Source organism: Corynebacterium otitidis ATCC 51513 (assembly GCF_000296405.1).
In the GTDB taxonomy this organism is placed as follows: Bacteria; Actinomycetota; Actinomycetes; order Mycobacteriales; family Mycobacteriaceae; genus Corynebacterium; species Corynebacterium otitidis.
Map to the genome: position 1 here is coordinate 140,333 of NZ_JH815194.1, position 25,452 is coordinate 165,784.

Below are 25,452 nucleotides of genomic sequence, written 5' to 3' on the forward strand. Positions count from 1 at the left end.
GGCCTCGGGGCCGCGGCCGAGGAGCACCTCGCCGCGCAGGTCGGGCGCGCCGCGCCGCGCGGCCGCGACCTTAAGCGTCACCCCGGCGATGCGCCCCGTGCCGCGGCCGATGCCGTGGAGCGCGGCGATCTGGCCGCGCAGGCGCAGCGCCGGGGAGGAGACCGACGCGCCGACGATAACGAGCGCGGCTCGGCCGCGGGCGAGCTTCGCCTTTAGGGAGCGCTCCTGCGCGGCGGGGAGCCGGTTGGGGGTGGGCCGGGTGGCGCCGCGCGGGGCGGCGGGGCGCTCGGCGGGGGCGCGGTAGACGACGACGTCGAGGCCCTCGAGGAGGGCGGCGACGACGCGCAGGCCCGCGGCGCCCGGCTCGGGCACGGCGACGAGCCGGGAGAGGTCCCCGCCGCGCTCCTCGACGGCGGCGAGCGCGAGGCCGGGCGCGCCGACGAGGCCGGCGCTTAGGCCCGCGGCGGTGGCCTCGGCGAGGAGTTCGGCAAGCAGCGTCGAGGAGTCGGCGCACTCGGTGACCGCGCCGCGGGGCAGCCCGCCGGTGAGCAGCTCGCCGAGGGGGCCGCGGAGCTCCGCGCCGTTGCCGTCCGGCTCGGGCTCCTGCCCCCGGCCCCGGGCGCCGGTTCCCCCGCCGAGCTGCGCGATCTGCTCCCGGAGCCGGGTGACCTTCTCCTCGACGTCGCCGCCGGCCGCGAGAGCCACGACCACCACCCCCTTCTATTCGAACATTTGTTCGTATGAGGGGTATTGTCTCCCCGCGGGGGCCTGGGAGTCAACTGATAGCGTTAGGTGCCATGAGCGACTCCCAGGCCCCGAAGCGGCCCCCCGAGACCCCGCCGGCCGTGCGCGTCACGGCCTCGCTGCTCTTCGGCATCGCGGTGGCCGTCCTCTCGCTCGACGTGGGCCGCTACACCCAGCTCGTCGTCCTCGTCGGCGGGATCGCCGCGGCGCTGCTCTACACCTTCAGCCACCCCTACCGCCGCGACGTGCGCGCCTACCTCGAGGCCCGCGGCCTCGAGTACAAGCCCCGCTTCCGCAACTTCGCGCCGCTCATGGTCGTGTGGGTCGGGATCATGATCACCATCGGGCTGCCGCCGATGCCCTGGTGGGGCACGGCGATCGTGTTCGTCATCAACACCGCCTGGATCTACATCATGTACCCGTTCATCGACGGCACCCGCGGCTTGAGCTCGGTGCAGGACTACCCGCTCGCCTAAGGGACGCTAGCGCGCGCCCCGGACGCGGCGCGCCAAAGAAAGAAGGAAGGCCCCGCCCGGGGCCGGGGTTTCCGGTCCGGGCGGGGCCTTCCTTGTGCTTTTGTTTCGGCGCTTTTCGGGCGGCCGCGGCCTAGTAGCCGGGGTGCTCGCCGGTGAGCTCCACGCGGGGCGCGCCCTCCTCGGCGGCGGTCACCTCGCCGAGGACCCACGCGTCGAGGTGGCGGGCGGTGAGCATCGCGAGCGCGCGGTCGCGGTCGTGGGCCGCGACGACGGCGACCATGCCCACGCCCATGTTGAAGGTCTTCTCCATCTCCTCAAGCGGCACCGTGCCCACCGAGGAGATCGTGCGGAAGATCTGCTGCGGCGACCACGTCGCGCGGCTGAGCCTCGCGGTGTGGCCCTCGGGGATGACGCGGGCGAGGTTGCCGGCCAGCCCGCCGCCGGTGACGTGGCAGAAGGTGTGCACCTCGCACTCCGCGGCGAGCGCGAGGCAGTCCTTCGCGTAGATCCTCGTGGGCTCTAAGAGCTCCTCGCCGAGGGTGCGGCGCAGGCCCTCGTCGAAGCCGTCGAGCGGCATGCCGGCGCGCTCGAGAAGGACGTGGCGGGCCAGCGAGTAGCCGTTGGAGTGCAGCCCGGAGGACGGCATGCCGATGACGACGTCGCCGTCGCGCACCTGGTCCGGGCCGAGCAGCTCGTCGGCCTCGACGACGCCGACCGCGGTCGCGGACACGTCGTACTCGTCGGGCGCCATGAGCCCGGGGTGCTCGGCGGTCTCCCCGCCGAGCAGCGCGCAGCCGGCCTGCACGCAGCCCTCCGCGATCCCGGAGACGATCTCCGCGACGTGCTCGGGCACGACCTTGCCGATGGCGATGTAGTCCTGGAGGAAGAGCGGCTCCGCGCCGCACACGACGAGGTCGTCGACGCACATCGCCACGAGGTCGATGCCGATGGTGTCGTGCTTGTTCAGGGCGCGCGCCACGGCGAGCTTCGTGCCCACCCCGTCGGAGCCGGCGGCGAGCAGCGGCTCGCGGTACTTGCCCAGCGCGAAGAGGCCGGCGAACCCGCCGAGCCCGCCGCGCACCTCCGGGCGGGAGGCCCGCTTCGCGGCCGGGGCGAACAGCTCGACGGCGCGCTCGCCGGCGTCGATATCCACCCCGGCGGCGGCGTAGGAGGCGGGCGTGGACTCGGAGTTAGTCACTTGCTTTTCGGTCCCATCCGGTTGACGTCAAACGGCTATTCGGGGCGGCCTTGTTAGCTGGCCGCGCCGGCGGGCACGGTGCTCCCGTCGGGGCGCACCCGGCGGTTCTGCAGCCTAGCCACCGTCGAGGCGTTCGGGTTGCCGGCCGGCAGACCCAGCGGGTAGCGCCCGTCGAAGCAGGCGCTGCACAGCTCGTCGGCGGGCTGCTCGGTCGCGGCGATCATCGCGTCGACCGAGACGTAGGCCAGCGAGTCCGCGCCGATCGTCGCGCGGATCGCCTCGGTCATCTCCTCCTCGCTGGAGAAGTCCCCCGCGTTCGCGATGAGCTCGCCGGGGGTGGCGAAGTCCACGCCGTAGAAGCACGGCCACTTCACCGGCGGGGAGGCGATGCGCACGTGCACCTCCGCCGCGCCCGCCTCCCTAAGCATCCGGATGAGCGCGCGCTGCGTGTTGCCGCGCACGATCGAGTCGTCGACGACGACGAGCCGCTTGCCGGCGATGACCTCGCGCAGCGGGTTGAGCTTGAGCCTGATGCCCAGCTTGCGCAGCGTCTGCGAGGGCTGGATGAACGTGCGGCCCACGTACGAGTTCTTCACCACGCCCTGCCGAAACGGGATGCCGGACTCCTCCGCGAAGCCGACCGCGGCGGGGTTGCCGGACTCGGGCACGGGCATGACAAGGTCGCCGTCGGCGGCGGCCTCCCGGGCGAGCTGCCGGCCGATCTCGACGCGCACCCCGTTGACGTCGCGGCCCCTGATCACCGAGTCGGGCCTCGCGAGGTAGACGTACTCGAAGACGCAGCCCTTGTCGCGGCGCTCCGCGAAGCGCTCGGAGCGCACGCCGCTCTCGTCGATCGCGACGATCTCGCCCGGGTCGATCTCGCGGACGAACGACGCGCCGACGATGTCGAGGGCGCACGTCTCGGAGGCGACGACCCAGCCGCGGTCGAGCTTGCCCAGCGCGAGCGGGCGCACCCCGAACGGGTCGCGCGCCGCGTAGAGCGTGTTGCCGTCGGTGAACGTCAGGCAGAACGCGCCGTTGACGTGCGGGAGGAGCTGGTGGGCAGCATCCAGCACCCCGGTGTCGGTGCCGACCGCGCTGGCGAGCAGGGAGGTCAGAACGCTCGTGTCCGAGGCGTCCTCGGCGCTGACCAGGCCGCGCTGCTCCGCGAGGTGGCGCAGCTGCTGGAAGTTCACGAGGTTGCCGTTGTGGCACAGCGCCAGGTCGGTGCCCGAGTCCGAGGCGTTGAGCATCGGCTGCACGTTCGACCAGTCGGTGCCGCCCGCCGTGGAGTAGCGGGTGTGCCCGATAGCGACGTGCCCCTCGAGCGAGTCGAGCAGGCTCTCGTCGAAGATCTGCGAGACCAGCCCCATGTCCTTGTAGACGACGATGCGGTCCCCGTCGCCCACGGCAATACCCGCGGCCTCCTGGCCGCGGTGTTGCAGCGCGAAGATCCCGAAGTACGTGAGCTTCGCGACCACCTCGCCGGGCGCCCACACCCCGAAGACGCCGCATTCGTCCTTCGGCTTGGGGTCGGATGGGCCCGCGCCCTCGCCCGCGGAAACGCCGTTGACCTCGCTCGTCGATAACACGGGCGCCATCCTAATACCGGTTCCTAGCGAAACCGAATGATTGGCAGCCAACGCGCAACTTCGCCCACGCGCGAGCCGGAGGCCTCCACCTCCGGGGCGTCGTCGAAGCCGCGCACCCCTATGGCGAGCTGCAGCCACGTCAACGGCGGCATCTCGCAGACGTTCGGCGGGGTGCCGCGCGTGTGGCGCGGCCCCTCGATGCACTGCACCGCGACGAACGGCGGGACGCGCACCTCGACGCTGTGGCCGGGCGCCTCCTGCTCGAGCGTGCGCGCGCTCAGCCGCACCGCCCGCGCGATCGCGGGGCGCGGCGGGGCGGGGTTGGCCTCGGGGTCCTCGACCCAGGCGCGCACCTCGTTGAGCGCTTCTCGGGTCTCTTCCGGGTCTGCTCGGCGGGCCATGCCGCCCCAGCGTAGCGGGCGCCGGGCCGCCGCCGGGCTGGCGGGTGATCCCCGTTACGGCCGGGGCTATGATGTGGTGCCGAAGCCGGCCGCCGCGAGGCGCGCCGGGGGCGCCCCGCGCCCGCCAGAAAGAATTACTGCACGCCCCACGGAAAGACGACGGAAGACCAGCGACTGCCATGTCCCAACCCAGCTCTTCGTCCCCCACCCCCTCGGAGACCCCCAAGCAGCCCGCGCCGGCGCGGCGCTCCCCGGTGATGACGCTGCGGTTCATGGCCGCGCCCAACGACGTGATCATGGCCGGCTCCCCGGGCGTGTCCGGCGGCCGGGTCCTCGAGTGGATCGACAAGGCCGCCTACGCGTGCGCCAGCCAGTGGTCGGGCTGCTACTGCGTCACCGCGTACGTCGGGCACATCCACTTCACCCGGCCCATCCCGTCCGGCCACATCGTCGAGGTGCGCTCCTCGCTCGCGCGCACGGGGCGCTCGTCGATGCACATCGTCACCGAGGTGATGTCCGCGGACCCGCGCGACGGGGTCCTCACCCGCGCCTGCGACTGCCTCGTCATCTTCGTCGCGAAGGACTCCTCGACCGGCAAGACGACCCCGGTGCCGCCCTTCGAGCCGGAGACCGAGGAGCAGAAGCGCCTCAACCGCGCGGCGAACTCCCGCATCGAGCTGCGCCGCCGCATCCAGGAGGAGACCGACAAGCAGGACTTCGACGCGGAGTCCTCCGCGCCGAGGCTCGTGCACCGCTTCCTCGCGAAGCCCACCGACGTCAACTGGGGCGGGAAGGTCCACGGCGGCACGGCCATGGAGTGGATCGACGAGGCTGCCTCGGCGTGCACGATGGAGTGGTCGGGCCACCGCACCGTGGCGATCTACTCGGGCGGCATCCGCTTCCAGCGGCCCATCTCCATCGGCGACCTCATCGAGGTCGACGCGCGGATGATGAAGACCGGCCGGCGCTCGATGCAGATGTCCATCCACGTGCGCTCCGGCGCGCCGACCGGCGGGCGGGAGAACCTGCGCAACGCGATCCACGCGACGATGGCGTTCATCAGCGAGGACATCGACGGCAACCCGCTGCCCGCCCGGCAGTTCGTGCCCTCCACCGAGGCGGACAAGGCGCTCGCCGCGCACTCGGACCGGCTCCGGGAGCTGCGCATGGAGTACCGCCCCGAGCCGCTCGTTCTGCCCTACGGCGGCAACCACACCGACTAGAGCGACGCCGCCGCCCCCGCCGGGGCGGCGCGACGCACGCACGAGGCCAGCGCGCCCGCGGCGAGAAGCACCGCGGGCGCGCCGGCCTTAGCTCTTATGTCTCTCTTGCCCCGAGCGTTATTCCTCGGCGGCGTCGGCGCCGCACCGAGGGGCCGGGGCCGCGCCCCTTAGAGGAAGACGAGAGCCGCGACGACGCCGAGGAGGATCACCGCGCACACCGCGGCGAAGACCAGGGGCCGCTTCGTGGGCCTGGCGACGAAGACGGCCTCCCCGCCGGGGAGCTCGTCGGCCTCCCAGTCCTCGGCGATCTTGGGGACCATGGGGATCATCACTGCCGCAAGGACGAGGAAGGCCAGCGCCCAGGCCCAGAGCGGGATCTCCAGGGGAATCATGATCAGCGCGGAGGCGACGGTGATGATGAGCGCGATCCCCGCCCCGTAGACACCCGCGGGCAGAACAAGGCCCAGGGGCGTTTTCACCTTCGTCGCGATCGTCGGCTTCGCGGATTCCATCGTCGCCTCCCCGTTCGCGGCGCGCCGCCGCGGGGACCGCCGTGTTCGGGGTTCCGAGCGGCCACGCCGCAGCGTTTCCTGTGTGTGGACTGTGTGTCACTTTCCACGCTACGCAGGCCGGAAGCCGCCGCAAGCGGATAAGCGAGATTGTTACGCAACCGTTACGCGGCGGGCGCCGCGCCCCGGCGCGGGCCCCGGCGCCGCCCGGGAAGGACTACTGTCGCGGGCCGCGGCACGCTCCTCGGCCCGGCCGGGCGCTAGGAGGGGATTCCGACCTGGACGACGACCATCCACACCGCCACGAGGTGGACGATCGCCGCGATGACCGTCGCGGTGTGGAAGTACTCGTGGTAGCCGTAGTAGTTCGCGTTGCGCCCCGGCCAGCTCGTCGCGTAGAAGACCGCGCCCACCGAGTAGACGACGCCTCCCACCGCGAGCAGGATCACCACGGCCGGGCCGGCGCTCTGCCACAGCGCGGGGATGAGCGGCACGATGAGCCACCCCAGCGTCAGGTAGACGACCAGGTCGAGCCAGCGCGGGTGCTCGATCCACACCATGGAGAGCACCACGCCGGCGATCGCGCCGAGCCACGCGATCCCTAGGATCCACGCGGCCTGCGTGGGGCTTAGCGCGATGAGGCACAGCGGGGTGTAGGTCGAGGCGATGAACACCGAGATCGTCGCGTGGTCGGCTCTCCGCCACGCCCTAATCGTGCTCTCTTTCAGCCACGGGCCGCGGTGGTAGAGCGCGGACACCCCGAACAGCACCACCAGCCCGGCCGCGTAGATCGTCACGCCGAGCGCGTAGAGCCACGGCAGCGTCATCCACGCGAACGTCGTGAGCACCGCCCCGGAGACCACCGACAGGATCGCGGCGACGACGTGCACCCAGCCGCGGACCTTGGGGCGCTTGCCGCGGTCGGCGACCCACTGGGTGATGCGCAGCAGGCCGTTCTCGCGGGCGACCTCGATGCGCTTGACGCGCGAGCGGTCGGCCCGCCGCGCCTCGTCCTCGGCCCCGGTGGCCGTCGTTCGCGCCATGTGTTGCCCCTCCCCCGCCGCGGCGTCCCCGCCGGTTTTATCGTTCGTTCCGGCGGGCGCTTGTCTCGAGCGCTCACCCATCATATCCGCTCGGGCGGCGCGGCTCGCGCCCCGCCGGAGACGTCCCGCGCCGCGGCGTTCCACCCGCCGCGAATGAAACCGTTGACCGAAAAACAGACAGCCTGGTCTACTCGTCCGGGTGCGCGCTCGGCCCGCGCGGCGGCCCGCCGCCCGCGGAGATATCCACCGCCGCCGGGGCGCGCGGAAGAACGAACCGAAGGCCCAGCGAAGAATCATGACAACACAAGAACTCGACCGGCGCCGCCCGGCCGGCAGGACGGCCAAGCGCTCCCCGGGGCCGGGCCAGGGGCGCGGCCCGCGGCGCTCGAAGGGGTGGCTGCGGCTCATCCAGGTCGCGGTCTTCGCCGCGATCGTCGCCGCCTGGTGGCTCGTCACCGAGCTCACCGACGTCAGCCCCGTGGTGCTGCCCTCCCCCTACGACGTGGGGCGCGAGCTCGTCACCACGAACCTCTGCACCGAGCAGGCCAACGGCCAGGTCGGCTGCGGGGTGCAGGGCTACTTCCTCTGGCAGCACCTGCTCGCCACCTTAGAGCGCATCGGCGTCGGGCTCATCGCCGGCACGATCCTGGGCGTGCTACTCGGCTGGGCGCTCGGCTCGAACCCCACGGTCCGCCGCGTCGTCGAGCCCTCCTTGAGCTTCCTGCGCGCCCTGCCGCCGCTGGGCTACATCGGCCTGCTCATCGTGTGGTTCGGCATCGGCGACACCTCGAAGGTCGTGCTGCTCTTCCTCGCGGTGTTCCCCACGGTGACGGTCTCGACGATCTCCGGGGTCATCGGGGTGCCCAACGACTGGACGCTCGCGGCGCGCACCCTAGGCGCGAGCCGCGGGCAGATCTTCCAGCGCATCCTCATCCCCGCGGCACTCCCGGAGATCATCAACGGCGTGCGCCTGGCCACCGCGCTGGCGTGGTCGGCGATCGTCGCCGCGGAGATGAACGACGGCATCCCCGGCATCGGCGGGCTGGCGTTCGTCTCCGGCACGCAGCTCAACACGTCCCTGACGATCGCCTGCATCGTCGTCATCGGCCTCGTCGCGCTCGTCATCGACCACGCGCTGCTCTACACCGAGCGGCGCTTCGCCCCCTGGAGGAGGAAGGGCTAAGCCATGATCTCCACACCCACGCGGCGCGCACTCGCCGTCGCCGCGCTCGGCGCCGCGGCGGCGCCGCTTGCCGCCTGCGTCGGCCCGCCGGCCAACGAGTGGCTCTCCTCCGAGGACGCCACCTGCCCCATCGACACCGCCGAGACCGAGGGTGAGGTCCGCTTCGGGTTCCTCGGCGGGCCCGGCACCGAGCTCTACGCCCGGGAGCACGCGCTGCTCGAGGCGTGCCTGCCCAACGCCGAGGTCGAGTGGATCCAGTTCCCCACCGGCCAGGACATGATCCAGGCCTTCGCCGCCGGCTCCGTGGACGCGGGCGTGCTCGGCTCGGTGCCGACGGCCGTGGCGCTCAGCGAGCCCCTCGAGCTCGACGTCGCGCCCATCGCCGTCAACGCGGTCATCGGCGACACCGAGGCGCTCGTCGCGAAGGACGCCGACTCCATCGAGGACTTAAAGGGCGGCACGATCGCCGTGCCGTTCTCCTCGACGGCGCACTTCAGCCTCCAGCAGGCGCTCATCGAGGCGGGCCTCGACCCGGCCCGCGACGTCGAGCTCATCAACGCCTCCCCCGACACCATCCCGTCTGCGTGGAACTCCGCCGAGGTCGTCGCGAGCTACGTGTGGGACCCGGTGTTAGGCGAGCTGCAAAAAGACGGCACGACGCTGGTGACCTCAAAGGACGTCGCCGAGTTCGGGACGCCGACCTACAACATCACCGTCGCGGACGGCGAGTGGGCGCGCAGCAACCCCGAGGCCGTGGCCACCTACCTCGAGCTCCACGACTGGATCCTCGGGCAGGCGGAGAGCGACCCGGACGACTTCATCGAGGCGAACGCAAGGCAGGCGAATATCTCCGTCGACGAGGCAGAGACCCAGCTCGAGGGCCAAGACTTCGTGCGGCTCGCCGGGCAGGCCGACGCCTTAGACGAGCTCGGGGAGGCGCTCCACGCGACCGCCGAGTTCCTCGCCGAGCAGGGCGAGATCGACCGGGCGAGCGACAAGGACCGCTACGCCGACGCGATCATCTCACCGGAGGAGGGCTAGTGCTCAGCGCGACAAACATCAGCCACACGTTCACCACCACCTCCGGGGAGGAGGTCGAGGCGCTACGCGACATCAGCCTCACCATCCCCGGCGGGCAGGTCGTCAGCATCGTCGGCCCCTCGGGCTGCGGGAAGTCGACGCTGCTGCGCATCTTCGGCGGGTTCTTCCCGCCCACCTCCGGGGAGGTCGCCGGCGGCCCGGACGACGAGGAGCAAAAGCCCATCACCGGGCCCGGCACCGACCGCGGCATGATCTTCCAGGCGCCGAACCTCTTCCCCTGGCTCGACGTGCGCCGCAACGTGCGCCTCGCCTCCACGTTCACCGGCGACGGGGAGGCCGCCCGGGAGGCCGACACCCTGCTCGAGCTCGTCGGCCTGGAGAAGGCGAAGAACCGCTACCCCTACGAGCTCTCCGGCGGGATGCAGCAGCGCGCCCAGATCGCCCGAGTCCTCGCCGCGAGCCCGCCGAACGTCCTCATGGACGAGCCGTTCGGCGCGCTCGACCCGTTCACCCGCGAGAACCTCCAGGCGGAGCTTCTGCGCGTGTGGTCGCGCTACAAGCCCACCATCGTGTTCATCACCCACTCCGTGGAGGAGGCCATCATCGTCGGCGACCGGGTCGTCGTCATGGCCCCGCACCCCGGCCGCATCATCGGCGACATCGCCGTGCCCGACAAGCTCGGCGCGGTGACCAACCTCGCCCCCGCGATCGCCGACATGGAGCGCGCCGGCGCAGAGGACATCCCGTCGCGCTCGGCGCTGCGCGCCGAGATCCGCCGGCTCGTCTCCGAGCCGGAGCTCGTCGAGCTGCGCCGCGAGCTCACCACCCACATCGCCGAGGCCCACGCCGCCTGACCCGGCCCGGGCCGGCCCGGATGAGGCCGGCGGCGCCTCCCCTCACGACGACGAAACCGCCCCCGCCGCGGCGACCTTGATCGGTCCCGCGGCGGGGGCGGCGGCGCGTGCGCGGGGCGAGGCCCGCGCGGGCGCAGGGCCAGAGCCTGTCCCTGGGTTCTCCTAGACGGCGCTGTTGTTGCCCGCCGGGTGGGCGAAGAGCCGAGGAAGCGTGTCCTCCCACGCGCGGCGCAGGTCCTCGACGCTCACCTCGGGCAGCGACTGCTCGCCCGAGCGCGCCGCGAAGACCGGCAGGCCCGTCGTCGCGCCGACGCGGCGCGCCGGCACACCCGCGGCGCGGGCCCGCTCGGCGAACGCGTCCGCGTCCTCCGGCCTGGTGGCCACGACGACGCGGGACGCCGACTCGGAGAACAGCGCCACGACGAGGTCCTCGTGGACGTCGCTCAAGTCGAGGTCGACGCCGTGCCCGCCGGGCATGGCCATCTCCAGGACGGCCTGGGCGATGCCACCCTCGGAGACGTCGTGCGCGGCGGTGACGAGCTCGTTGCCGACGAGCAGGTCGGCGAGCCGCTCCTCGTTCTTCAGATCCACCTTCGGCGGCAGCCCGGAGAGCTTCACCCCGGCGAGCTCCTGGTAGGCGGAGCCGCCGAACTCGCGGAACGTGTCGCCGAGCACGAAGACCGCCTCCCCGCCCTCGACGGAGCCGAACTCGTGGCCGTGGGCGGCGGCGACGTCGTCGATGACGCCGAGCACCCCGACGACCGGGGTCGGCAGGATCGCCTCCTCGCCGGTCTGGTTGTAGAACGACACGTTCCCGCCCGAGACCGGGATGCCCAGCTCGGCCGCGCCGTCGGCGAGCCCGTGGACGGCCTCGCGGAACTGCCACATCACCCCGGGGTCCTCCGGGGAGCCGAAGTTCAGGCAGTTGGTCACCGCGACGGGGCGCGCGCCGGTGGCGGCAACGTTGCGGTAGGCCTCCGCGAGCGCGAGCCGCGCGCCGGTGTTGGGCTCGAGGTAGGTGTAGTGCCCCGAGGCGTCCGCGGAGACCGCGACCCCGCGGCCGGTCTCCTCGTCGATGCGCAGAACGCCCGCGTCGGAGCCCTTCGCCTTGATGGTGTTGCCGCGCACGTAGCGGTCGTATTGGTTGGTGATGAACGCCCGGGAGCACAGCGCCGGCGAAGAGACGAGCTCGGTGAGCGTGTGCGCGAGGTCCCCCGACTCGGGCAGGGGCTCCTCGTTCTGGATGTCGTCCTGGTTCTCGGGGCGGGCGAAGGGCCGCTCGTAGACCGGCGCCTCGTCGGCGATGGTCGCGGCCGGCGCGTCGACGACGACCTCCCCGCGGTGGCGGATGACGAGCCTGTCGCCGGTGGTGACCTCGCCGATCTCGGCGCAGGTGACCTCCCAGCGCTCGCAGATCTTCCGGAACGTCTCGACGTTTTCCGGGGTGACGACGGCGCACATGCGCTCCTGCGACTCGGAGGCGAGGATCTCCGCGGCGCTCATCTCCGCGCTGCGCAGCGGCACCGCGTCGAGGTCGACGGCCATGCCGCCGTCGCCCGCGGCCGCGAGCTCCGAGGTGGCGCACGCCAGGCCCGCGCCGCCTAAGTCCTGGATCCCGACGACAACGCCCGCGCGGTAGAGCTCGAGGCAGCACTCGATGAGCACCTTCTCGGCGAACGGGTCGCCGACCTGCACGCTGGGCAGCTTGCGCTCCGCGCCGTCGGCGAAGCTGTCGGAGGCGAGCACCGACACCCCGCCGATGCCGTCCAGCCCGGTGCGCGAGCCGAAGAGCATGACCTTGTTGCCCGTGCCGGAGGCGAACGCCAGCTTCAGGTCCTCGGTCTTCAGGCTGCCGACGCACAGCGCGTTGACCAGCGGGTTGCCGGCGTAGCTCGGGTCGAAGACGGTCTCGCCGCCGATGTTGGGCAGGCCCAGCGAGTTGCCGTAGGAGGAGATCCCGCCGACCACGCCGGGTAGCACGCGCTGCGTGTCGAGCGCCTCGGCGGGGCCGAAGCGCAGCTGGTCCATCACCGCGATGGGCCGGGCGCCCATGGCCATGATGTCGCGCACGATGCCGCCCACGCCGGTCGCCGCGCCCTGGTGCGGCTCGACATACGAGGGGTGGTTGTGCGACTCGACGCGGAAGGTCACCGCGTTGCCGTCGCCGATGTCGACGACGCCGGCGTTCTCCCCGATGCCGGCGAGCAGCTTGCTGGCCATCTCCTCGGTGGTGGTCTCCCCGAAGTAGCGCAGGTGCACCTTGGAGGACTTGTACGAGCAGTGCTCCGACCACATCACCGAGTACATGGTGAGCTCGGCGTCGGTGGGGCGGCGCCCGAGGATCTCGCGGATCCGCTCGTACTCGTCGGGCTTGAGTCCGAGCTCCGCGTAGGGCTGGGCAAGCTCGGGCTCCGCCTCGGCGCGGGAGACGGTGTCGTTCTCGATGGGGGCTACCAACGCGGCACTCCTTGGGGTTGGGCGTGGGGGACGAAAAATCGGTGAAGTCTCTCCCCGCCCCGCCGCGGCGCGGCGGGGCTAAGGGGATAGGTCCTAGGCGGCCTGGGAGAGCCGGCCGAGCACCGAGCGGAAGAGCTCGAGCCCGTCGGTCGAGGGGCCGGTGAGTGGGTCGATGGCGTGCTCGGGGTGGGGCATGAGCCCCACGACGCGGCCGGCGGCGTCGGTGATGCCGGCGATATCGCCGAGCGAGCCGTTGAAGTTGTCCTTGTAGCGGAACACGACCCGGCCCTCGCCCTCGAGCTCCTCGAGGGTGGAGCGGGAGGCCTGGAAGCGGCCCTCGCCGTGCTTCGCGGGCACGAGGATCTCCTGGCCCTTCTTAAATCCCGCGGTCCACGCGGTCTCGGCGTTGTCGACGACGAGCGTGGCGTCGGTGCAGTGGAAGAGGAGGCCCTTGTTGCGGGTCACGGCGCCCGGCAGGAGGCCGGCCTCGGTGAGGATCTGGAAGCCGTTGCAGATCCCCAGGACCGGCATGCCGCCGCGGGCGGCGTCGACGACGGGGCGCATCACCGGCGCGATCGCGGCGATCGCGCCGGCGCGCAGGTAGTCGCCGTAGGAGAACCCGCCGGGCACGACGACCGCGTCGACACCGCGGAGGTCCTCGTCGGCGTGCCACAGCTCGACCGGCTCCGCGCCGGCGTAGCGCACCGCGCGGGCGGCGTCGCCCTCGTCGAGCGTGCCGGGGAAGGTGATGACGCCGATGCGTGCGGCCACTTACTTCTCCTCCCCGTCGACCTCGATGGCGAAGTCCTCGATGACGGTGTTGGCCAGCAGGGTGCTCGCCACCCGCTCGAGGTCCTCGCGGCTCACGGAGTCGTCGACCTCGAGGACGAAGCGCTTGCCCTGGCGCACGTCGCTCACCCCGCTCACGCCGATCCGGTCGAGCGCCCGGACCACCGCCTTCCCCTGCGGGTCGAGGATCTCCTCCTTGGGCATGACGGACACTACAACTCGGGACACGGCGTCCTTCTCCATCGTCGTCGGCGGCGAATCAACGCCTACAGACTAACGTGGCCCCCCGCCGGGGACACCCGCGGGCTAAACGATCGCCGTAGGCCCGCTAAGCGGCAGGTGAACACCCCGCAACTACTCACAGCGTTTTCCCAGCTCGCGGCCACGCGCCGGCCGAGAGGACCGCCGCGGCGGGCGAAAGTATCCCGACGCGCTGCTACAACGAGGGCGTCCGGGAACCGGGCTCCGCCGATCGTCATGGAGCCCCGCGTTCCGCCCGCGCGGCCTCGCGCGTCCCGGCCCCGATCTCCCCCTCGCCAAGCGCAAAGGACGCCCCTCGTGACCAGACCACCGCGGCCATACCGCTCCCTTCTTGCCCTCGGGCTCGCCGGGCTTCTTGCCGCCGCGCCCGCCACCGCCACGCTCGCCGCCGCGGAACCGGCCGCGCCCGCGGGCCCGGCGAGCGCCGCCGAGCAGGCCCAGAGCCCGCTCATCAACGAGGTCTACGGGGGCGGCGGCAACAAGAACGCCGCCTTCACCCACGACTTCGTCGAGCTCTACAACCCCACCCCGGAGCCGATCTCTTTAGACGGCTGGGTTATCGAGCAGCGCAGCGAGAAGGGCAACGTCGGCACGACCGTTGAGCTCTCCGGCACGATCGAGCCGGGCGGGTACTTCCTCGTGCGCGGCTACAGTAACGGCGACAACGGCCGGCCGCTCGACGAGTTCGACCAGGACAGCGCCGTGAACTTCGCCGCGAGCGGCGCGATCGCCGTGCTCCTTACCCCCGCAGGCGAGGTCGCCGACCTCGTCGGCTGGGGCTCGCCCGCGACGTCCACCGGCCAGCCCGCGGAGAAGACCTCCAAAACGACCTCCATCCAGCGGCGCGAGGACGGTGCCCACACCGGCAACAACGCCGCCGACTTCCACGCCGCCGAGCCCACGCCTAAGGCCGGCGGCGCCGCGCCCGGCCCCGACACCCCGCCCGGGCCCGGCGAGGAGCCCGAGCGTAACGAGGTTCCCATCTCCGAGATCCAGAGCGAGGGCCCCGAAAGCCCCCTGGCGGGCGAGGCGGTGGCCACCGAGGGCGTGGTGACCGCCGCGTACCCCGAGGGTGGGCTCAGGGGCTTCTTCATGCAGGAGCCCGGCTCCGGCGGCGAGGCGCCGAAGCCCGGCGAGGCCTCCCGCGGCATCTTCGTCGCCGCCGGCCCGGAGGGCCTGCCTGAGCCTGGCGACGCGGTCCTCGTCACCGGCACCGCCCGCGAGGTCGAGGGCCTCACCCAGATCGACGCCGACGAGGTCTCACCCGCGTTCGGGGCGGTCGACCCGGTCGCCCCGGTCGAGCTCGACGAGGTGCCCGCCGGCGACGAGGCCCGCGAGTCGCTCGAGGGCATGCTCGTTGCCCCGACCGGCGCCTACACCGTCACCGACACCTACGAGCTCGCGACCTACGGCTCCGTGGGCCTCGCGCCCGGGGAGCGGCCCTTCCGCCAGCCCACCTCGGTCCACGAGCCGAGCACCGACCCCGACTCCCCCGTCCAGGTCCTCGCCAGGGAGCAGGACGAGCTGGAGATCCTCCTCGACGACGGGCGCTCCGGGAACTACCAGCGCGGCGACTCCGAGGTCCCGCCGGCCTACCTCTCCGCCGATGGCGGGGAGACCATCACCCCGCTGCGCGTCGGCGACCGCGTCGACTTCAGCGACCCCGTCGTCCTCGACCACCGCTTCGGCGACTGGCGGCTGCAGCCCACGGGCCCGCTCGACGGGCGCGCGCCCGCCGGCGCCGCGCCGATCGACTGGCGGGACTCCCGCCCCGGGGACGCGCCAAAGGTCCCTGGCGACGTGCGGGTCGCGACGTTCAACGTGCTCAACTACTTCCCCTCCCTCGGCAAGGACGAGCCCGGCTGCCGCGCCTACCGCGACCGGGAGGGCAACCCGCAAACCGCCCGCGGCTGCCGCGTGCGCGGCGCCTTCGACGAGGCGGCCTTCGCCGCGCAGCAGGAAAAGATCGTCGCGGCCCTCAACAAGCTCGACGCGGAGGTCGTCGCGCTCGAGGAGGTGGAGAACACCGCCTCGCTCACCGGTGATGCGGCGCGCCGCGACGAGGCGCTCGCCCACCTCGTCGACGCGCTCAACGAGGCCGGCGGCGAGTGGGACTACGTGCCCTCGCCTAAGGATCTGCCCGCCGACGAGGACACCATCCGGCTCGGCTTCATCTACCGGCCCGACGCCGTCGCCCCCTCCGGCGAGTCGAGAATCCTCGATCACCCGGCGTTCCGCGGGGTGGCCCGCCAGCCGCTCGCCCAGGAATTCGAGCTCCCCAGCGGCAACCGCTTCGTGGCGGTGGCCAACCACTTCAAGTCGAAGGGCTCGGTCGTCTTCGGCGACGAGGACCGCGGCGACGGGCAGGCCAACAACCCGGCCGTGCGCACCGCCCAGGCCGAGGGGCTGGCCGACGAGCTCGAGGCGATCGACGAGTGGGGCGAGCTCCCCGTCGTGCTGCTCGGCGACTTCAACTCGTACGCCAAGGAGGACCCGCTGCGCGCCCTCGAGGGCCGCGGCTTTGAGCTCCTCGACGAGGGCGAGCAGTTCTCCTACGTCTTCGAGGGCCGCGTCGGCTCGCTCGACCACGCGCTCGTCAACGAGCACGCCGCGCCGCTCGTCGCGGGCCTCGAGGTGTGGCCGATCAACTCGCCGGAGTCGCTCGCCTTCGAGTACTCGCGGCGCAACAACAACGTCGTCGACTTCCACGCCGCGAACGAGTTCCGCTCCAGCGACCACGACCCGCTCGTCGTGGGCCTGAGCCTTAAGCGGCCCGAGGAGCCGCCGGCCGCGCCGCCGACCTCCCCGGTGCCGGGCGAGCCCACCGAGCGCCCCGAGGAGCCCTCGGGCCCGTCGGCGCCGGAGACGACGCCCGCGGAGCCCGCCCCGTCGGAGCCCTCGCCGGAGCGCCCCGAGCCGGAGCCCAGCTCGCCGACGACGCCTCCCACGGAAACGACCGACCCCGACGCGAAACAGCCGGAGACCCCGCCCGCGGGCTCGGGCGAGGCGGCGCCGGAGCCGTCGACTCCCCACGGCGAGCCGGAGGCCCCGGTCGAGCCGGGCGACGCCCCCGAGGCGCCGGCCGCGCCCGGCGCGACCGAGCGTCCCGAAGAGGGCGCGCCCGCGACGCCGAGCGGCGAGGAGAACGCCGATAAGGAGCCGGGCGAGTCCGCCCCGGCGCCGGGTGCCCCGAGCCAGACGGGCGGTGCGCCGAGCACCACCAGCCAGGCTCCGGTCGAGCCGGGCGCCCCGAGCCCCGCGCCGGGTACCACGAGCCCCGGCTCCGGGCTGGCGGCGACGGGCGCGGCCGTGATCGGCGCCGCCGCCCTCGGCGCGGTCGCCCTCGCGGTCGGGCTCGTGGTGCTGGCGCTGCGCCGCCGGGACTCCTAGAAGCCCCACCGCAAGAACTGGGCGCCCCGGGCGGGACCGTGGAGATCACGGTCCCGCCCGGGGCGCCCTTCGCCGTCGGCGGTGCCGCGGCTACGGCACGAGCACGGCGCGGCCCTGGACGCGACCGTTGTCGAGGTCGTCGAAGGCCTTCTTTGCGTCGTCGAGGTCGTAGCGCACAACGTTGATGTTGATGGCGCCGGAGTACGCCAGGCCGAGCACGTGGCGCATATCGGTGCGGTTCCCGCCGTAGAAGCGGTCGATATTCACGCCCCAGGGCAGGCCGTTGTAGCGCGGCCCGAAGGTAAACGCCCCCTCCCCGAGGCCCACCGAGCGGATCGCTCCGCCGGTGGCGATGCAGCCGACGGCGGTGTCCATCGTGGCCTGGTTGCCGACGAAGTCGAGGACGACGTCCGCGCCCCAGCCGTCCGTTTCGTCCATGACCCGCTCGGCGGTGTCCTCGCTGGAGATGAGCGCCAGGTCCGCGCCGTGCTCGGCGGCGAAGGCGACCTTCTGCTCGTCGATATCGGCGGCGATGATGCGGCTGTTGCTCACGGCGCGGACGATCTGCAGGCCCACGTGCCCGAGCCCGCCGAGCCCCAGCACGAGCACCGTCGCGTCGGGCAGGAGCCGGTCGCGCACCGAGTTGATCGCCCGCATCGGGGTGCGGCCCGCGTCGCACAGCGGCGCGCAGGCCACCGGGTCGAGCCCGCCCAGCGAGTCGAGCTGCTGCGCGCGGATGGCCATGTAGTCGGCCATGCCCCCATCAAGCCCCAGCCCGTGGCCGAGCGGGTCGCGCCGGCGGTGCGCGATGACCATGCACTGGTTCTGCCGCCCGGCGAGGCACTCCCGGCAGCGGTCGCAGAACTTCAGTCCGAAGGAGAGCACCTCCTCGCCGACGTCGACGGTCGTCACCGCGGAGCCGACCTCGACGACGCGGCCGGCGGTCTCGTGGCCGAGCGTCGTGCCGATGAGGTGGCGGCGCCGGGGCGAGCGGATGATGTTGAGGTCCGAGTGGCACACGCCGGCCCCCAAGACCTCGAGGAGAACCTCATCGGGTTCGATTTTCGGTATCGGCTTCTCGATGATGTCGATTTCCCCGGGGGAAACGTAGGTGACGGCCCGCATGGCCCGCGCTCCTTTTCGGTGTTGTTCGATATAGTTCGACCCTTTTGAGTCGCATATCACTATATCGGCGCGGGTCGTTATGCGGGCCGGTTTCGCGCCGAGTTAGGCGCCGGGCACGAGGACGGCGCGGCCCTGGATGCGGCCGTTGGCGAGGTCGTCGAAGGCCTCCTTCGCGTCCTCGAGGTCGTAGTGGGTGAGCTCCAGGGAGATCTTGCCCGCCTGCGCGAGGGCTAAGACCTCGCGCATGTCGCTGCGGTTGCCGCCGTAGGCGCGCTCGACGTTCACACCCCAGGGCAGCCCGTTGGTGCGCGGGCCGTAGTCGATGGTGCCGCCGCCGATGCCGACGAGCCGAACCTGCCCGCCGGTGGCGATGCAGGCCTTGGTGGTCTCGACGGTGGGCTCGATGCCGACGAAGTCGAGGACGACGTCCGCGCCCCAGCCGTCGGTCTCCTTGAGCACCCGCTCGGCGGTGTCCTTCCCGGAGACCAGCGCGAGGTCCGCGCCGTGCTCGGCGGCGTAGTCGACCTTGCGGCCATCGGTGTCGGCGGCGATGATCCTCGCGCCCGTGGTCGCGGCGAGGATCTGCAGGGCGACGTGGCCGAGCCCGCCGAGCCCGAGGAGGAGCACGGTGGCGTCGGAGTCGAGCCGGTCGCGCACGGAGTTGACCGCGTGCATCGAGGTGAGCGCCGCGTCCGAGAGCGGCGCCGCGTCGCGCGGCGAGAGCCCGCCCAGCGGGTCGAGGTGCTGCTCCTTGACGGCGATGTACTCGGCCATCCCGCCGTCGCGCCCGATCCCCGGGGAGAGCGGGGCGCTGACCTTGCGGTTGGCGATCTCGCGGCACTGGTTCTGGCGGCCGCGCAGGCACTCGCGGCAGTGGCCGCAGGACAGCACGAGCGAGACGATCGCCGCGTCGCCGGGCCGATAGTCGGCGACGGACTCGCCGACGGCCTCGACGACGCCGGAGACCTCGTGGCCGAGGATGTCGCCGATGAGGCGCTCGTCGCCGCGGCCGAGGATGGAAAGGTCGGAGTGGCACAGCCCGGCGCCGGCGACCTTGAGCAGGACCTCGTCGGCGGCGATCTCGGGGATGGGTCGGTCCTGAATTTCGATGGTGTCCTTGGCGGCATTGACGACGGCGCGCATAATGAGAATTCCTTTCAATAGTGGGCCTGTCCCACCCGCTATTTTAGCCCCCTTTCGCGCCGCCCCAGAGATGATTTTCACCCCCGAACTACCGCTAGAGCGGCAATGTCGGGGGCGGGCTCGCTGGCCTCTCTCGCTCCTAGCGCGAGCGGTAGGCGGTGGCCTTGGCGATCTGCCAGGCGAACTCGAAGGCGGTCTGCTTCCAGCGCTCGTAGCGCCCCGAGACCCCGCCGTGGCCGGCGGACATCTCCGTATTCAACAGGAAGCGCCCGCCGGTGGCGGTGGCGCGCAGCCTGGCGATCCACTTCGCCGGCTCCACGTAGAGCACCCGGGTGTCATTGAGCGAGGTCACCGCGAGGATGTCGGGGTAGTCCTTGGCCTCGACGTTCTCGTACGGGGCGTAGGAGGCCATGTAGTCGTAGTCGCCGGCGTCGTGGTACGGGTCGCCCCACTCGTCCCACTCGGTGATCGTCAGCGGCAGCTCGGGCATGAGCATCGAGGTGAGCGGGTCGACGAACGGCACGACGGCCTCGATGCCGGCGAAGCGGTCGCCCGCGAGGTTCGCGACCGCGCCCATGAGCATCCCGCCGGCAGAGCCGCCCTCGGCGACCAGCCGGTCCGGGGCGGTGATCCCGCGGTCGATGAGGTCGTCGGCGACGTCGATGAAGTCGTAGAAGGTGTTCTTCTTGTTGCGCAGCTTGCCGCCGGTGTACCAGCGCCGGCCGAGCTCCCCGCCGCCGCGCACGTGCGCGACGATGAACATCATGCCCCGGTCAAGCTGCGAGAGCCGCGCGATGGAGAAGCCCGGGTCGGTGGGCGCCTCGTAGGAGCCGTAGCCGTAGAGCACCGCGGGCTGCGGCGTCGAGGTGTCCAGGTCGCGGCGGTGCAGCACGGAGACGGGGATCTCCTCCCCGTCGCGGGCGGTGGTCCACAGCCGGTAGGCGACGTAATCCTCGCGGTCGAAGTCCCCGAGCACCGCGCGGCGCTTGAGCAGCCGCCGCTTGCCGGTGGCGACCTCGTAGTCGTAGACCTCCGCGGGCGTGGTGAACGAGCCGTAGAACAGCCTGATGACCGGGGCGTCCCACTCGGCGTTCCCGGCGATGCCGAGGGTGTAGAGCTCCTCGTCGAACTCGATCTCCCCTAGCTCCCCGTAGCCGCCGCCGACGATGGGCAGCACCCCGCCGCGGCCGATCCCGCCGCGGCGGAAGCCCACGGTGAGGAAGTCGCGGTAGCAGTCCACGCCCTCGACGCGGGTGTCCTCGTCGGAGCCGATCAGCACCTCGAGGTCCTCGAGCGGGGGCAGCTGCGTCCCGGTGACGGCGGGCGCGTCGGCGACGACGAAGTTCTCCGCGGTCTTGTTGTGGGTGACGATCCAGCGGTCCTCGCCGCCGGTGTTGCCGGGCACGACGGCGTGGTCGACGTCGTACTCGACGCCCTCCTCGCGCCCCCAGAGGCACTCGAACTCGCCCTCGGGCTCGGCGGCGGGCAGCGCCCACACCTCGGAGGTGATCTTCGAGGCCGCCTGGATAAGGAGGAACTTCTCCGAGCGCACGAGCCCGATATCGACGTTGAACTTTCCGTCGGGCTCGTGGAAGACCTTGACGTCCTCGGACTGCGGGGTGCCGACCCGGTGGCGCCACACGGTGTCCGGGCGCCACGCGTCGTCGACGGTGAGGTAGAAGATGTGGCTCTCCCCGGCCCACGTCGCGCCGTAGAACACGCCGGTGAGGTGGTCGTCGAGGAGTTTCCCGGTCTGAAGGTCCTTGACGAAGAGCTCGAAGCGCTCGTCGCCGGAGGTGTCGACCGAGTAGGCGAGGTAGCGGCCGGACAGCGTCACCGCCATCGCGCCGGTGGAGAAGAACTCGTTGCCCTCGGCGAGCGCGTTGAGGTCGAGGACGATCTTCTCGCCCTCGACGGGCTCGTCCGAGCCGGGCTCGGGCAGCTTCGGCGGGACCCACGGGTCCGCGCCGTCGACGAGCGCGCGGCGGCAGGCCACGGGGTAGCTCTTACCCTCGATGGTGCGGGCGTAGTACCAGTATCCGCCGGCGCGCTCGGGGACCGACATGTCGGTCTCCTGGGTGCGGGACTTGATCTCGGTGAAGATCTCCTCGCGCAGGTCGCGAAGCCCCGCGGTCTGGGCGTCGGTGTAGGCGTTCTCCGCGCGCAGGTAGTCGAGGGTCTCCTCCGACTCCTTGTCGCGCAGCCACTCGTAGTCGTCGACGAAGCGCCGGCCGTGGCGCTCCCGCACCGTGGGGTGGACGGGGGCGACGGGCGCGTTCTCCTCGAAATTGGGCATGGCGACCATGCTAGCGCCGCGAGTTTTAGGCGCGGGCCCCCAGCCAGTCGGCGAAGGACTCGCCGGTGATGCGCTCGTAGGCCTCGACGTAGCGCTCGCGGGTGCGCTCGACGACGGAGCCCGGGAGCCGGGGCGGCTCCTCGCCGGAGGCGCGGTCCCAGCCGGACTCCTCCGAGGTGAGCCAGTCGCGCACGTACTGCTTGTCGAAGCTCGGCTGGGTGCGGCCGGCCTCGTAGCCCTCGAGCGGCCAGTAGCGCGAGGAGTCGGGGGTGAAGACCTCGTCGGCGAGCACGAGGCGGCCGTCCTCGTCGCGCCCGAACTCGAGCTTCGTGTCGGCGAGGATGATGCCCCGCTCGCGGGCGATGTCCGCGGCCTTCTCGTAGAGGCTCAGCGTCGCGTCCTTGAGCTCCTCCGCGGCCTCGCGGCCCAGCGCCTCGGCGACGTAGTCGAAGCTGACGTTCTCGTCGTGCTCGCCCTGCTCGGCCTTCGTCGCGGGCGTGAAGATCGGCGGGTCGAGCCGCGAGGCCTCCTTCAGCCCCTCGGGCAGGTCGATGCCGCACACCGAGCCGCGCTCGTCGTACTCGCGGCGGCCCGAGCCGGTGAGGTAGCCGCGCGCCACGCACTCGAAGGGCACCATGTCGAGGCGGCGCACGACCATCGCGCGGCCGAGCACGGACTCGGGGATGCGCGGATCGTCGGGGTCGCCCGCGACGTGGTTGGGCGCGTCGAGCCGGTCGAAGAACGCGAAGCTCATCGCGGTGAGCACCCGGCCCTTGTCGGGAATCGGCGTGTCGAGCACGTGGTCGTAGGCCGAGATGCGGTCGGTCGCGACGATGAGGAGGTGCTCGTCGTCGACGCCGTAGATCTCGCGGACCTTCCCGGCGGAGAGGTGCTCGTACTCGGAGAGTTCTGGCCTCATGGCCCCCGATCCTAGCCCCGGGTCCGCGAAGCGCTAGAGCGCGGCCTCGACGAGCGGCGCGTAGCTCGCCACCTCGGCGGCGAAGGCCTCGTCGTGGCAGGCGAGCACCACCGCCCCGCCCCCGGAAAGATAGTCGGCGAGAAGCCCGTGGAGCAGCCGGCGGCCGGCCTCGTCGAGGCCCACCTCGGGCTCGTCCGCGCCAACCAGCGCGCGCCCCTCGCCAAGGACCTGGGCGCACTGCGCGAGCCGAAGCCCGCGCCTGGGCAGGTCCAGCGGGTGGGCCTCGCCAGGCAGCCCGAGCCGCGCCCGCAGTTCCTCGTCCTCGACGAGGTCGCTGACGTGGGAGTCGACGATCTGGTCGGCGGCGCGCTGCATGATGAGCCCCGCGCCCGCCCCCGGGCCGGCTCCTAAGCCCGCGAGCTCTCTAAGGATCGTCGACTTGCCCGCGCCGTTGGGGCCGCGCAGCCACGCCACCCCGCCGCGTGGGACGCGTAAGGACACCGGGCCCGCCTCGGCGAGCACCGCCCGGCGCCGGCGCCAGCCGCGCCTTCGGCCCAGGCGGGCGCCGGTCACCTCGCCGAGGTCGAGCTCCCCGCTCACCGCGGGCACCCTGCCCGGCAGCGCGGGAAGCTCCTCGGCCTCGCCGAGCCTCGTCACCGGAACGTGCCCGAGCCACGGCCGCGTCGCCGCGACGACGACCCGCGCCTCGAGGCCCTCGAGCCACGCCACGACGGATGCCAGGGATTCCCCGTCGAGCCAGCCGAACGGCTCGTCGAGGAGCACGAGCGGCGCGGGCGCGGCGGTGACGGCGGCGATCGCGAGCCTCCTCGTCTGCCCGCCGGAGAGCCCCCGCGGGTCCCGGCCGAGCAGCCCCGAGAGCCCCAGCCCGCGGGCGACCTCGTCGACGCGCGCGGCCATCTTCTCGCGCGCCCAGCCGCGCTGCTCAAGCGGCAGGGCGATCTCCTCGGCGACGGTGGCGCGCAGGAGCGTGACGTGCGCGGCCGCGTCCGCGGTGAGCATCGCCGCGCCCGGGGTGGCGCGGTAGGCCTCCTCGAGGCGGCGGGTGAGCCCGCTGCCCGAGGGCCCGACGAGCTGCTCTACCAGCGCCACAGGACCACCGCCCCCGCGGCGAGGACGAGGAGCGCGACGCGCGCCGCGCGCTGCCAGGCGGAGTCGTCCGGCGGCACGAGCACGGTGCGCCGCCCGGGGCGAACGAGGCCGGCGACCTCGAGGGGGATGACGCGGTCCGCGCCGGCGGAGACGAGCCGCACGATGAGCGGCACGGCGAGGTGTTTGGCGGCGGCGACGGGGCCGCGGACCCGCCGGCCGCGCAGCCGGTTGGCCTCCCTGATCGAGGTGAGCTCGCCGGCGGCCTGCGGGAAGAGCCGGAGCGCCGCGCCGGCGAGGTACGCGGCCCGCGGGTAGCGGCCGAGCGCTTTGACCAGCGCCGGCACGGGGATGAGCGCGCCCGCCGCGAGGAGCGCCGCGATGAGCGCGAGCACCCGCACGCTCAGCGTGCCCGCCACGGCCAGCCCCTCGCTCGAGAGGATCCCGAGGTCGCGCTCGCCGTGCGGGCCGTGGACGATGACGAGCGACGCGCCGACCGGCGCGGCGAGCGCGAGGGCCGCGGCCACGGGCGCGGGCCCGCGCGCCGCGCCCGCGAGGATGAGGAACCCGGCCGCGACCGCGAGCGAGACCCGCCAGTCGTTGAGGCCGAGGACGAGCAGCCACGCCGCGGCCGCCGCGGCGAGCCAGGTGAGCGGGTTGAGGCGCGCGGCCACCGCCCTAGCGCCCCTCGCCCGCCCCGGGCCCAGCCTCCGAGGGGCGCAGCGCGCGCAGCGTGCGCTGCGGCAGGGCGCGCACCACCCCGTAGGCGAGCGCGAGGGCGATGGCCTTGTCGATCGGGTCGGAGATGAACGACTGCAGCGTCACCGACTCGAGCAGCGAGCCGCCCATCTCCCGGAACAGGCTCACGAGCGCGCCGGTGCCGACGCCTGCGGTGCCGCCGTAGACGAACGCCGCGACCGGCGCTGCGGCCGCGCCGCTCACCAGGCCGATGACGAGGCCGGTCGGGATCGCCCGCCACAGCGAGCGCATGAAGCCGTGCTCGTGGGCGAGCCCGATGAGCCAGCCAATGAGCGCGGAGACCGCCGCGAACGGCAGCGTGGTGGGGTTGAACAGCGACCACACGATCGAGCTGAGCGCCCCGGTGGCGAGCCCAGCCCTGGAGCCGGCGAGCACCGCGACCAGGGCGCTGCCGATCGCGTCGAGGTAGAGCGGCACACCCACCGAGCCGACGACCTCGCCGACGACGATGTTGAGGACGAGGGCGGCGGGGATGAGCGCGATCGCCGCGGCCGGCAGGTGCGGGATCGTCCCGGCGAGCAGCAGCACCGCCCCGCCGAGGTAGCCGACGAGCGTGACGATCGCCTCCGTGGAGCCGCCGACCTCGTCCCAGTCGGTGGGCCGGACGAGCACGAGGTAGAGCCACGTCGCGGCGATGAGCGCGCCGCCGGCGACGCTGAGGATGCGGGATCGTGACATGGGAAAACGGCTCCTGGGGTCTTGGTGCTGGGGTCGGAAACGTCGATGGCTGCGCCCGGGGACTTAATCCCCTTTTAAGGCGCTTGGGCTCTATGTCACCTCGGGCCGGGGACACTATAGCGCCGCCGAGCCTGAACGGCCCCGGTTCCGGGGCCGGGCCCCTAGCGCCAGGCCTCGGCGAGCAGCCGCGCCCCGCGCAGCAGCTCGGCGCGGGCGGCCTCCCCGTCGGCCCAGGTCACCACGCGGGCCGCGGGGCGCCCCTCG

Annotated in this window: 22 protein-coding genes; 6 read left to right on the forward strand and 16 right to left on the reverse strand. The window is 72.6% G+C overall.

Annotation, left to right across the window (positions count from 1 at the left end):
- Positions 1–714: hypothetical protein (locus tag HMPREF9719_RS06055; protein WP_162857763.1), on the reverse strand; the 714-nt coding region annotated here is incomplete at its 3' end.
- Positions 715–797: 83 nt separating this feature from the next.
- Here HMPREF9719_RS06055 and HMPREF9719_RS06060 point away from each other — a divergent pair.
- Positions 798–1,220 (forward strand): hypothetical protein, encoded by a 423-nt coding sequence (locus tag HMPREF9719_RS06060; protein WP_004601103.1) that lies wholly within the window; start codon positions 798–800, stop codon positions 1,218–1,220.
- Positions 1,221–1,350: 130 nt separating this feature from the next.
- Here the strand turns inward: HMPREF9719_RS06060 and purM are convergent, their stop codons facing one another.
- From purM to HMPREF9719_RS09525, 3 genes are read right to left on the reverse strand one after another with little or no spacing between them, the layout of a single operon-like run.
- Positions 1,351–2,418, reverse strand: coding sequence for a phosphoribosylformylglycinamidine cyclo-ligase (purM, locus tag HMPREF9719_RS06065; RefSeq protein ID WP_004601104.1), 1,068 nt, complete (start codon positions 2,416–2,418; stop codon positions 1,351–1,353).
- Positions 2,419–2,471: 53 nt separating this feature from the next.
- Positions 2,472–4,019, reverse strand: coding sequence for an amidophosphoribosyltransferase (gene purF, locus HMPREF9719_RS06070; RefSeq protein WP_118788000.1), 1,548 nt, complete (start codon positions 4,017–4,019; stop codon positions 2,472–2,474).
- Between the two features lie 14 nt (positions 4,020–4,033).
- On the reverse strand, positions 4,034–4,411 hold the full coding sequence (locus tag HMPREF9719_RS09525) for a sterol carrier family protein (protein ID WP_038075764.1): 378 nt from the start codon (positions 4,409–4,411) through the stop codon (positions 4,034–4,036).
- 179 nt (positions 4,412–4,590) lie between these two features.
- Here HMPREF9719_RS09525 and HMPREF9719_RS06080 point away from each other — a divergent pair, with 179 nt between their 5' ends.
- Positions 4,591–5,634: an acyl-CoA thioesterase gene (locus HMPREF9719_RS06080; protein ID WP_004601107.1), complete on the forward strand. Its 1,044-nt coding sequence runs from the start codon at positions 4,591–4,593 to the stop codon at positions 5,632–5,634.
- Between the two features lie 167 nt (positions 5,635–5,801).
- On the opposite strand, the gene HMPREF9719_RS06085 is transcribed toward HMPREF9719_RS06080, so the two are convergent.
- Both HMPREF9719_RS06085 and trhA read right to left on the reverse strand, forming a co-directional pair.
- Complete coding sequence (locus HMPREF9719_RS06085; RefSeq protein WP_004601108.1) at positions 5,802–6,146, reverse strand: hypothetical protein; 345 nt, start codon at positions 6,144–6,146, stop codon at positions 5,802–5,804.
- Positions 6,147–6,403: 257 nt separating this feature from the next.
- A complete protein-coding gene (trhA, locus tag HMPREF9719_RS06090; protein ID WP_004601109.1) occupies positions 6,404–7,186 on the reverse strand; it encodes a PAQR family membrane homeostasis protein TrhA in 783 nt (260 codons plus the stop codon).
- A 295-nt stretch (positions 7,187–7,481) separates the two neighbouring features.
- On the opposite strand from trhA, the gene HMPREF9719_RS06095 reads away from it, so the two are divergent.
- Genes HMPREF9719_RS06095 through HMPREF9719_RS06105 form a run of 3 tightly spaced genes read left to right on the forward strand, consistent with a single transcriptional unit; the run spans position 7,482 to position 10,264 of the window.
- Positions 7,482–8,369, forward strand: coding sequence for an ABC transporter permease (locus tag HMPREF9719_RS06095; protein WP_004601110.1), 888 nt, complete (start codon positions 7,482–7,484; stop codon positions 8,367–8,369).
- A 3-nt stretch (positions 8,370–8,372) separates the two neighbouring features.
- A complete protein-coding gene (locus HMPREF9719_RS06100; RefSeq protein WP_004601111.1) occupies positions 8,373–9,410 on the forward strand; it encodes a taurine ABC transporter substrate-binding protein in 1,038 nt (345 codons plus the stop codon).
- Entirely contained in the window at positions 9,410–10,264 is an 855-nt protein-coding gene (locus HMPREF9719_RS06105) for an ABC transporter ATP-binding protein (protein WP_004601112.1), read from the forward strand. The genes HMPREF9719_RS06100 and HMPREF9719_RS06105 overlap by 1 nt, the downstream gene beginning before the upstream one ends.
- Positions 10,265–10,426: 162 nt before the next feature.
- Here HMPREF9719_RS06105 and purL read toward each other — a convergent pair whose 3' ends face one another.
- The 3 genes from purL to purS all read right to left on the reverse strand — a co-directional run bounded on the left by purL (position 10,427) and on the right by purS (position 13,738).
- Complete coding sequence (gene purL / locus HMPREF9719_RS06110) at positions 10,427–12,721, reverse strand: phosphoribosylformylglycinamidine synthase subunit PurL (protein ID WP_004601113.1); 2,295 nt, start codon at positions 12,719–12,721, stop codon at positions 10,427–10,429.
- 93 nt (positions 12,722–12,814) lie between these two features.
- Positions 12,815–13,492 (reverse strand): phosphoribosylformylglycinamidine synthase subunit PurQ, encoded by a 678-nt coding sequence (gene purQ / locus HMPREF9719_RS06115; protein ID WP_004601114.1) that lies wholly within the window; start codon positions 13,490–13,492, stop codon positions 12,815–12,817.
- Positions 13,493–13,738, reverse strand: a complete 246-nt coding sequence (gene purS / locus HMPREF9719_RS06120) for a phosphoribosylformylglycinamidine synthase subunit PurS (protein WP_038075918.1) — start codon at positions 13,736–13,738, stop codon at positions 13,493–13,495.
- A gap of 330 nt (positions 13,739–14,068) precedes the next feature.
- Here purS and HMPREF9719_RS06125 point away from each other — a divergent pair, with 330 nt between their 5' ends.
- Positions 14,069–17,161, forward strand: coding sequence for an ExeM/NucH family extracellular endonuclease (locus tag HMPREF9719_RS06125; RefSeq protein WP_004601116.1), 3,093 nt, complete (start codon positions 14,069–14,071; stop codon positions 17,159–17,161).
- 90 nt (positions 17,162–17,251) lie between these two features.
- Here HMPREF9719_RS06125 and HMPREF9719_RS06130 read toward each other — a convergent pair whose 3' ends face one another.
- The 7 genes from HMPREF9719_RS06130 to HMPREF9719_RS06160 all read right to left on the reverse strand — a co-directional run bounded on the left by HMPREF9719_RS06130 (position 17,252) and on the right by HMPREF9719_RS06160 (position 25,188).
- Positions 17,252–18,286, reverse strand: coding sequence for an alcohol dehydrogenase catalytic domain-containing protein (locus HMPREF9719_RS06130; RefSeq protein WP_004601117.1), 1,035 nt, complete (start codon positions 18,284–18,286; stop codon positions 17,252–17,254).
- Positions 18,287–18,388: 102 nt separating this feature from the next.
- The gene (locus HMPREF9719_RS06135; RefSeq protein WP_004601118.1) at positions 18,389–19,429 is read right to left on the reverse strand and encodes an alcohol dehydrogenase catalytic domain-containing protein; all 1,041 of its coding nucleotides are present in this window, start codon (positions 19,427–19,429) and stop codon (positions 18,389–18,391) included.
- A 139-nt stretch (positions 19,430–19,568) separates the two neighbouring features.
- Positions 19,569–21,725, reverse strand: coding sequence for a S9 family peptidase (locus tag HMPREF9719_RS06140; RefSeq protein ID WP_407636367.1), 2,157 nt, complete (start codon positions 21,723–21,725; stop codon positions 19,569–19,571).
- A 25-nt stretch (positions 21,726–21,750) separates the two neighbouring features.
- Positions 21,751–22,644 carry a phosphoribosylaminoimidazolesuccinocarboxamide synthase gene (locus HMPREF9719_RS06145; RefSeq protein WP_004601120.1) on the reverse strand — a complete coding sequence of 298 codons (894 nt, stop codon included), beginning with the start codon at positions 22,642–22,644 and terminating at the stop codon, positions 21,751–21,753.
- 33 nt (positions 22,645–22,677) lie between these two features.
- The gene (locus HMPREF9719_RS06150) at positions 22,678–23,754 is read right to left on the reverse strand and encodes an ATP-binding cassette domain-containing protein (protein ID WP_004601121.1); all 1,077 of its coding nucleotides are present in this window, start codon (positions 23,752–23,754) and stop codon (positions 22,678–22,680) included.
- A complete protein-coding gene (locus HMPREF9719_RS06155) occupies positions 23,742–24,425 on the reverse strand; it encodes a CbiQ family ECF transporter T component (protein WP_004601122.1) in 684 nt (227 codons plus the stop codon). The genes HMPREF9719_RS06150 and HMPREF9719_RS06155 overlap by 13 nt, the downstream gene beginning before the upstream one ends.
- Positions 24,426–24,429: 4 nt before the next feature.
- Positions 24,430–25,188, reverse strand: coding sequence for a hypothetical protein (locus tag HMPREF9719_RS06160; protein ID WP_004601123.1), 759 nt, complete (start codon positions 25,186–25,188; stop codon positions 24,430–24,432).
- Positions 25,189–25,452: the final 264 nt, after the last annotated feature.

Bases quoted from the DNA above. Each gene is read 5' to 3' on its own strand.
- purF (WP_118788000.1), bottom strand. From the start codon at position 4,019: ATGGCGCCCGTGTTATCGACGAGCGAGGTCAACGGCGTTTCCGCGGGC.
- HMPREF9719_RS06160 (WP_004601123.1), bottom strand. From the start codon at position 25,188: ATGTCACGATCCCGCATCCTCAGCGTCGCCGGCGGCGCGCTCATCGCC.
- HMPREF9719_RS06080 (WP_004601107.1), top strand. From the start codon at position 4,591: ATGTCCCAACCCAGCTCTTCGTCCCCCACCCCCTCGGAGACCCCCAAG.
- HMPREF9719_RS06140 (WP_407636367.1), bottom strand. From the start codon at position 21,725: ATGCCCAATTTCGAGGAGAACGCGCCCGTCGCCCCCGTCCACCCCACG.
- HMPREF9719_RS06085 (WP_004601108.1), bottom strand. From the start codon at position 6,146: ATGGAATCCGCGAAGCCGACGATCGCGACGAAGGTGAAAACGCCCCTG.
- HMPREF9719_RS09525 (WP_038075764.1), bottom strand. From the start codon at position 4,411: ATGGCCCGCCGAGCAGACCCGGAAGAGACCCGAGAAGCGCTCAACGAG.
- trhA (WP_004601109.1), bottom strand. From the start codon at position 7,186: ATGGCGCGAACGACGGCCACCGGGGCCGAGGACGAGGCGCGGCGGGCC.
- HMPREF9719_RS06095 (WP_004601110.1), top strand. From the start codon at position 7,482: ATGACAACACAAGAACTCGACCGGCGCCGCCCGGCCGGCAGGACGGCC.
- HMPREF9719_RS06100 (WP_004601111.1), top strand. From the start codon at position 8,373: ATGATCTCCACACCCACGCGGCGCGCACTCGCCGTCGCCGCGCTCGGC.
- HMPREF9719_RS06145 (WP_004601120.1), bottom strand. From the start codon at position 22,644: ATGAGGCCAGAACTCTCCGAGTACGAGCACCTCTCCGCCGGGAAGGTC.
- HMPREF9719_RS06060 (WP_004601103.1), top strand. From the start codon at position 798: ATGAGCGACTCCCAGGCCCCGAAGCGGCCCCCCGAGACCCCGCCGGCC.
- HMPREF9719_RS06135 (WP_004601118.1), bottom strand. From the start codon at position 19,429: ATGCGCGCCGTCGTCAATGCCGCCAAGGACACCATCGAAATTCAGGAC.
- HMPREF9719_RS06130 (WP_004601117.1), bottom strand. From the start codon at position 18,286: ATGCGGGCCGTCACCTACGTTTCCCCCGGGGAAATCGACATCATCGAG.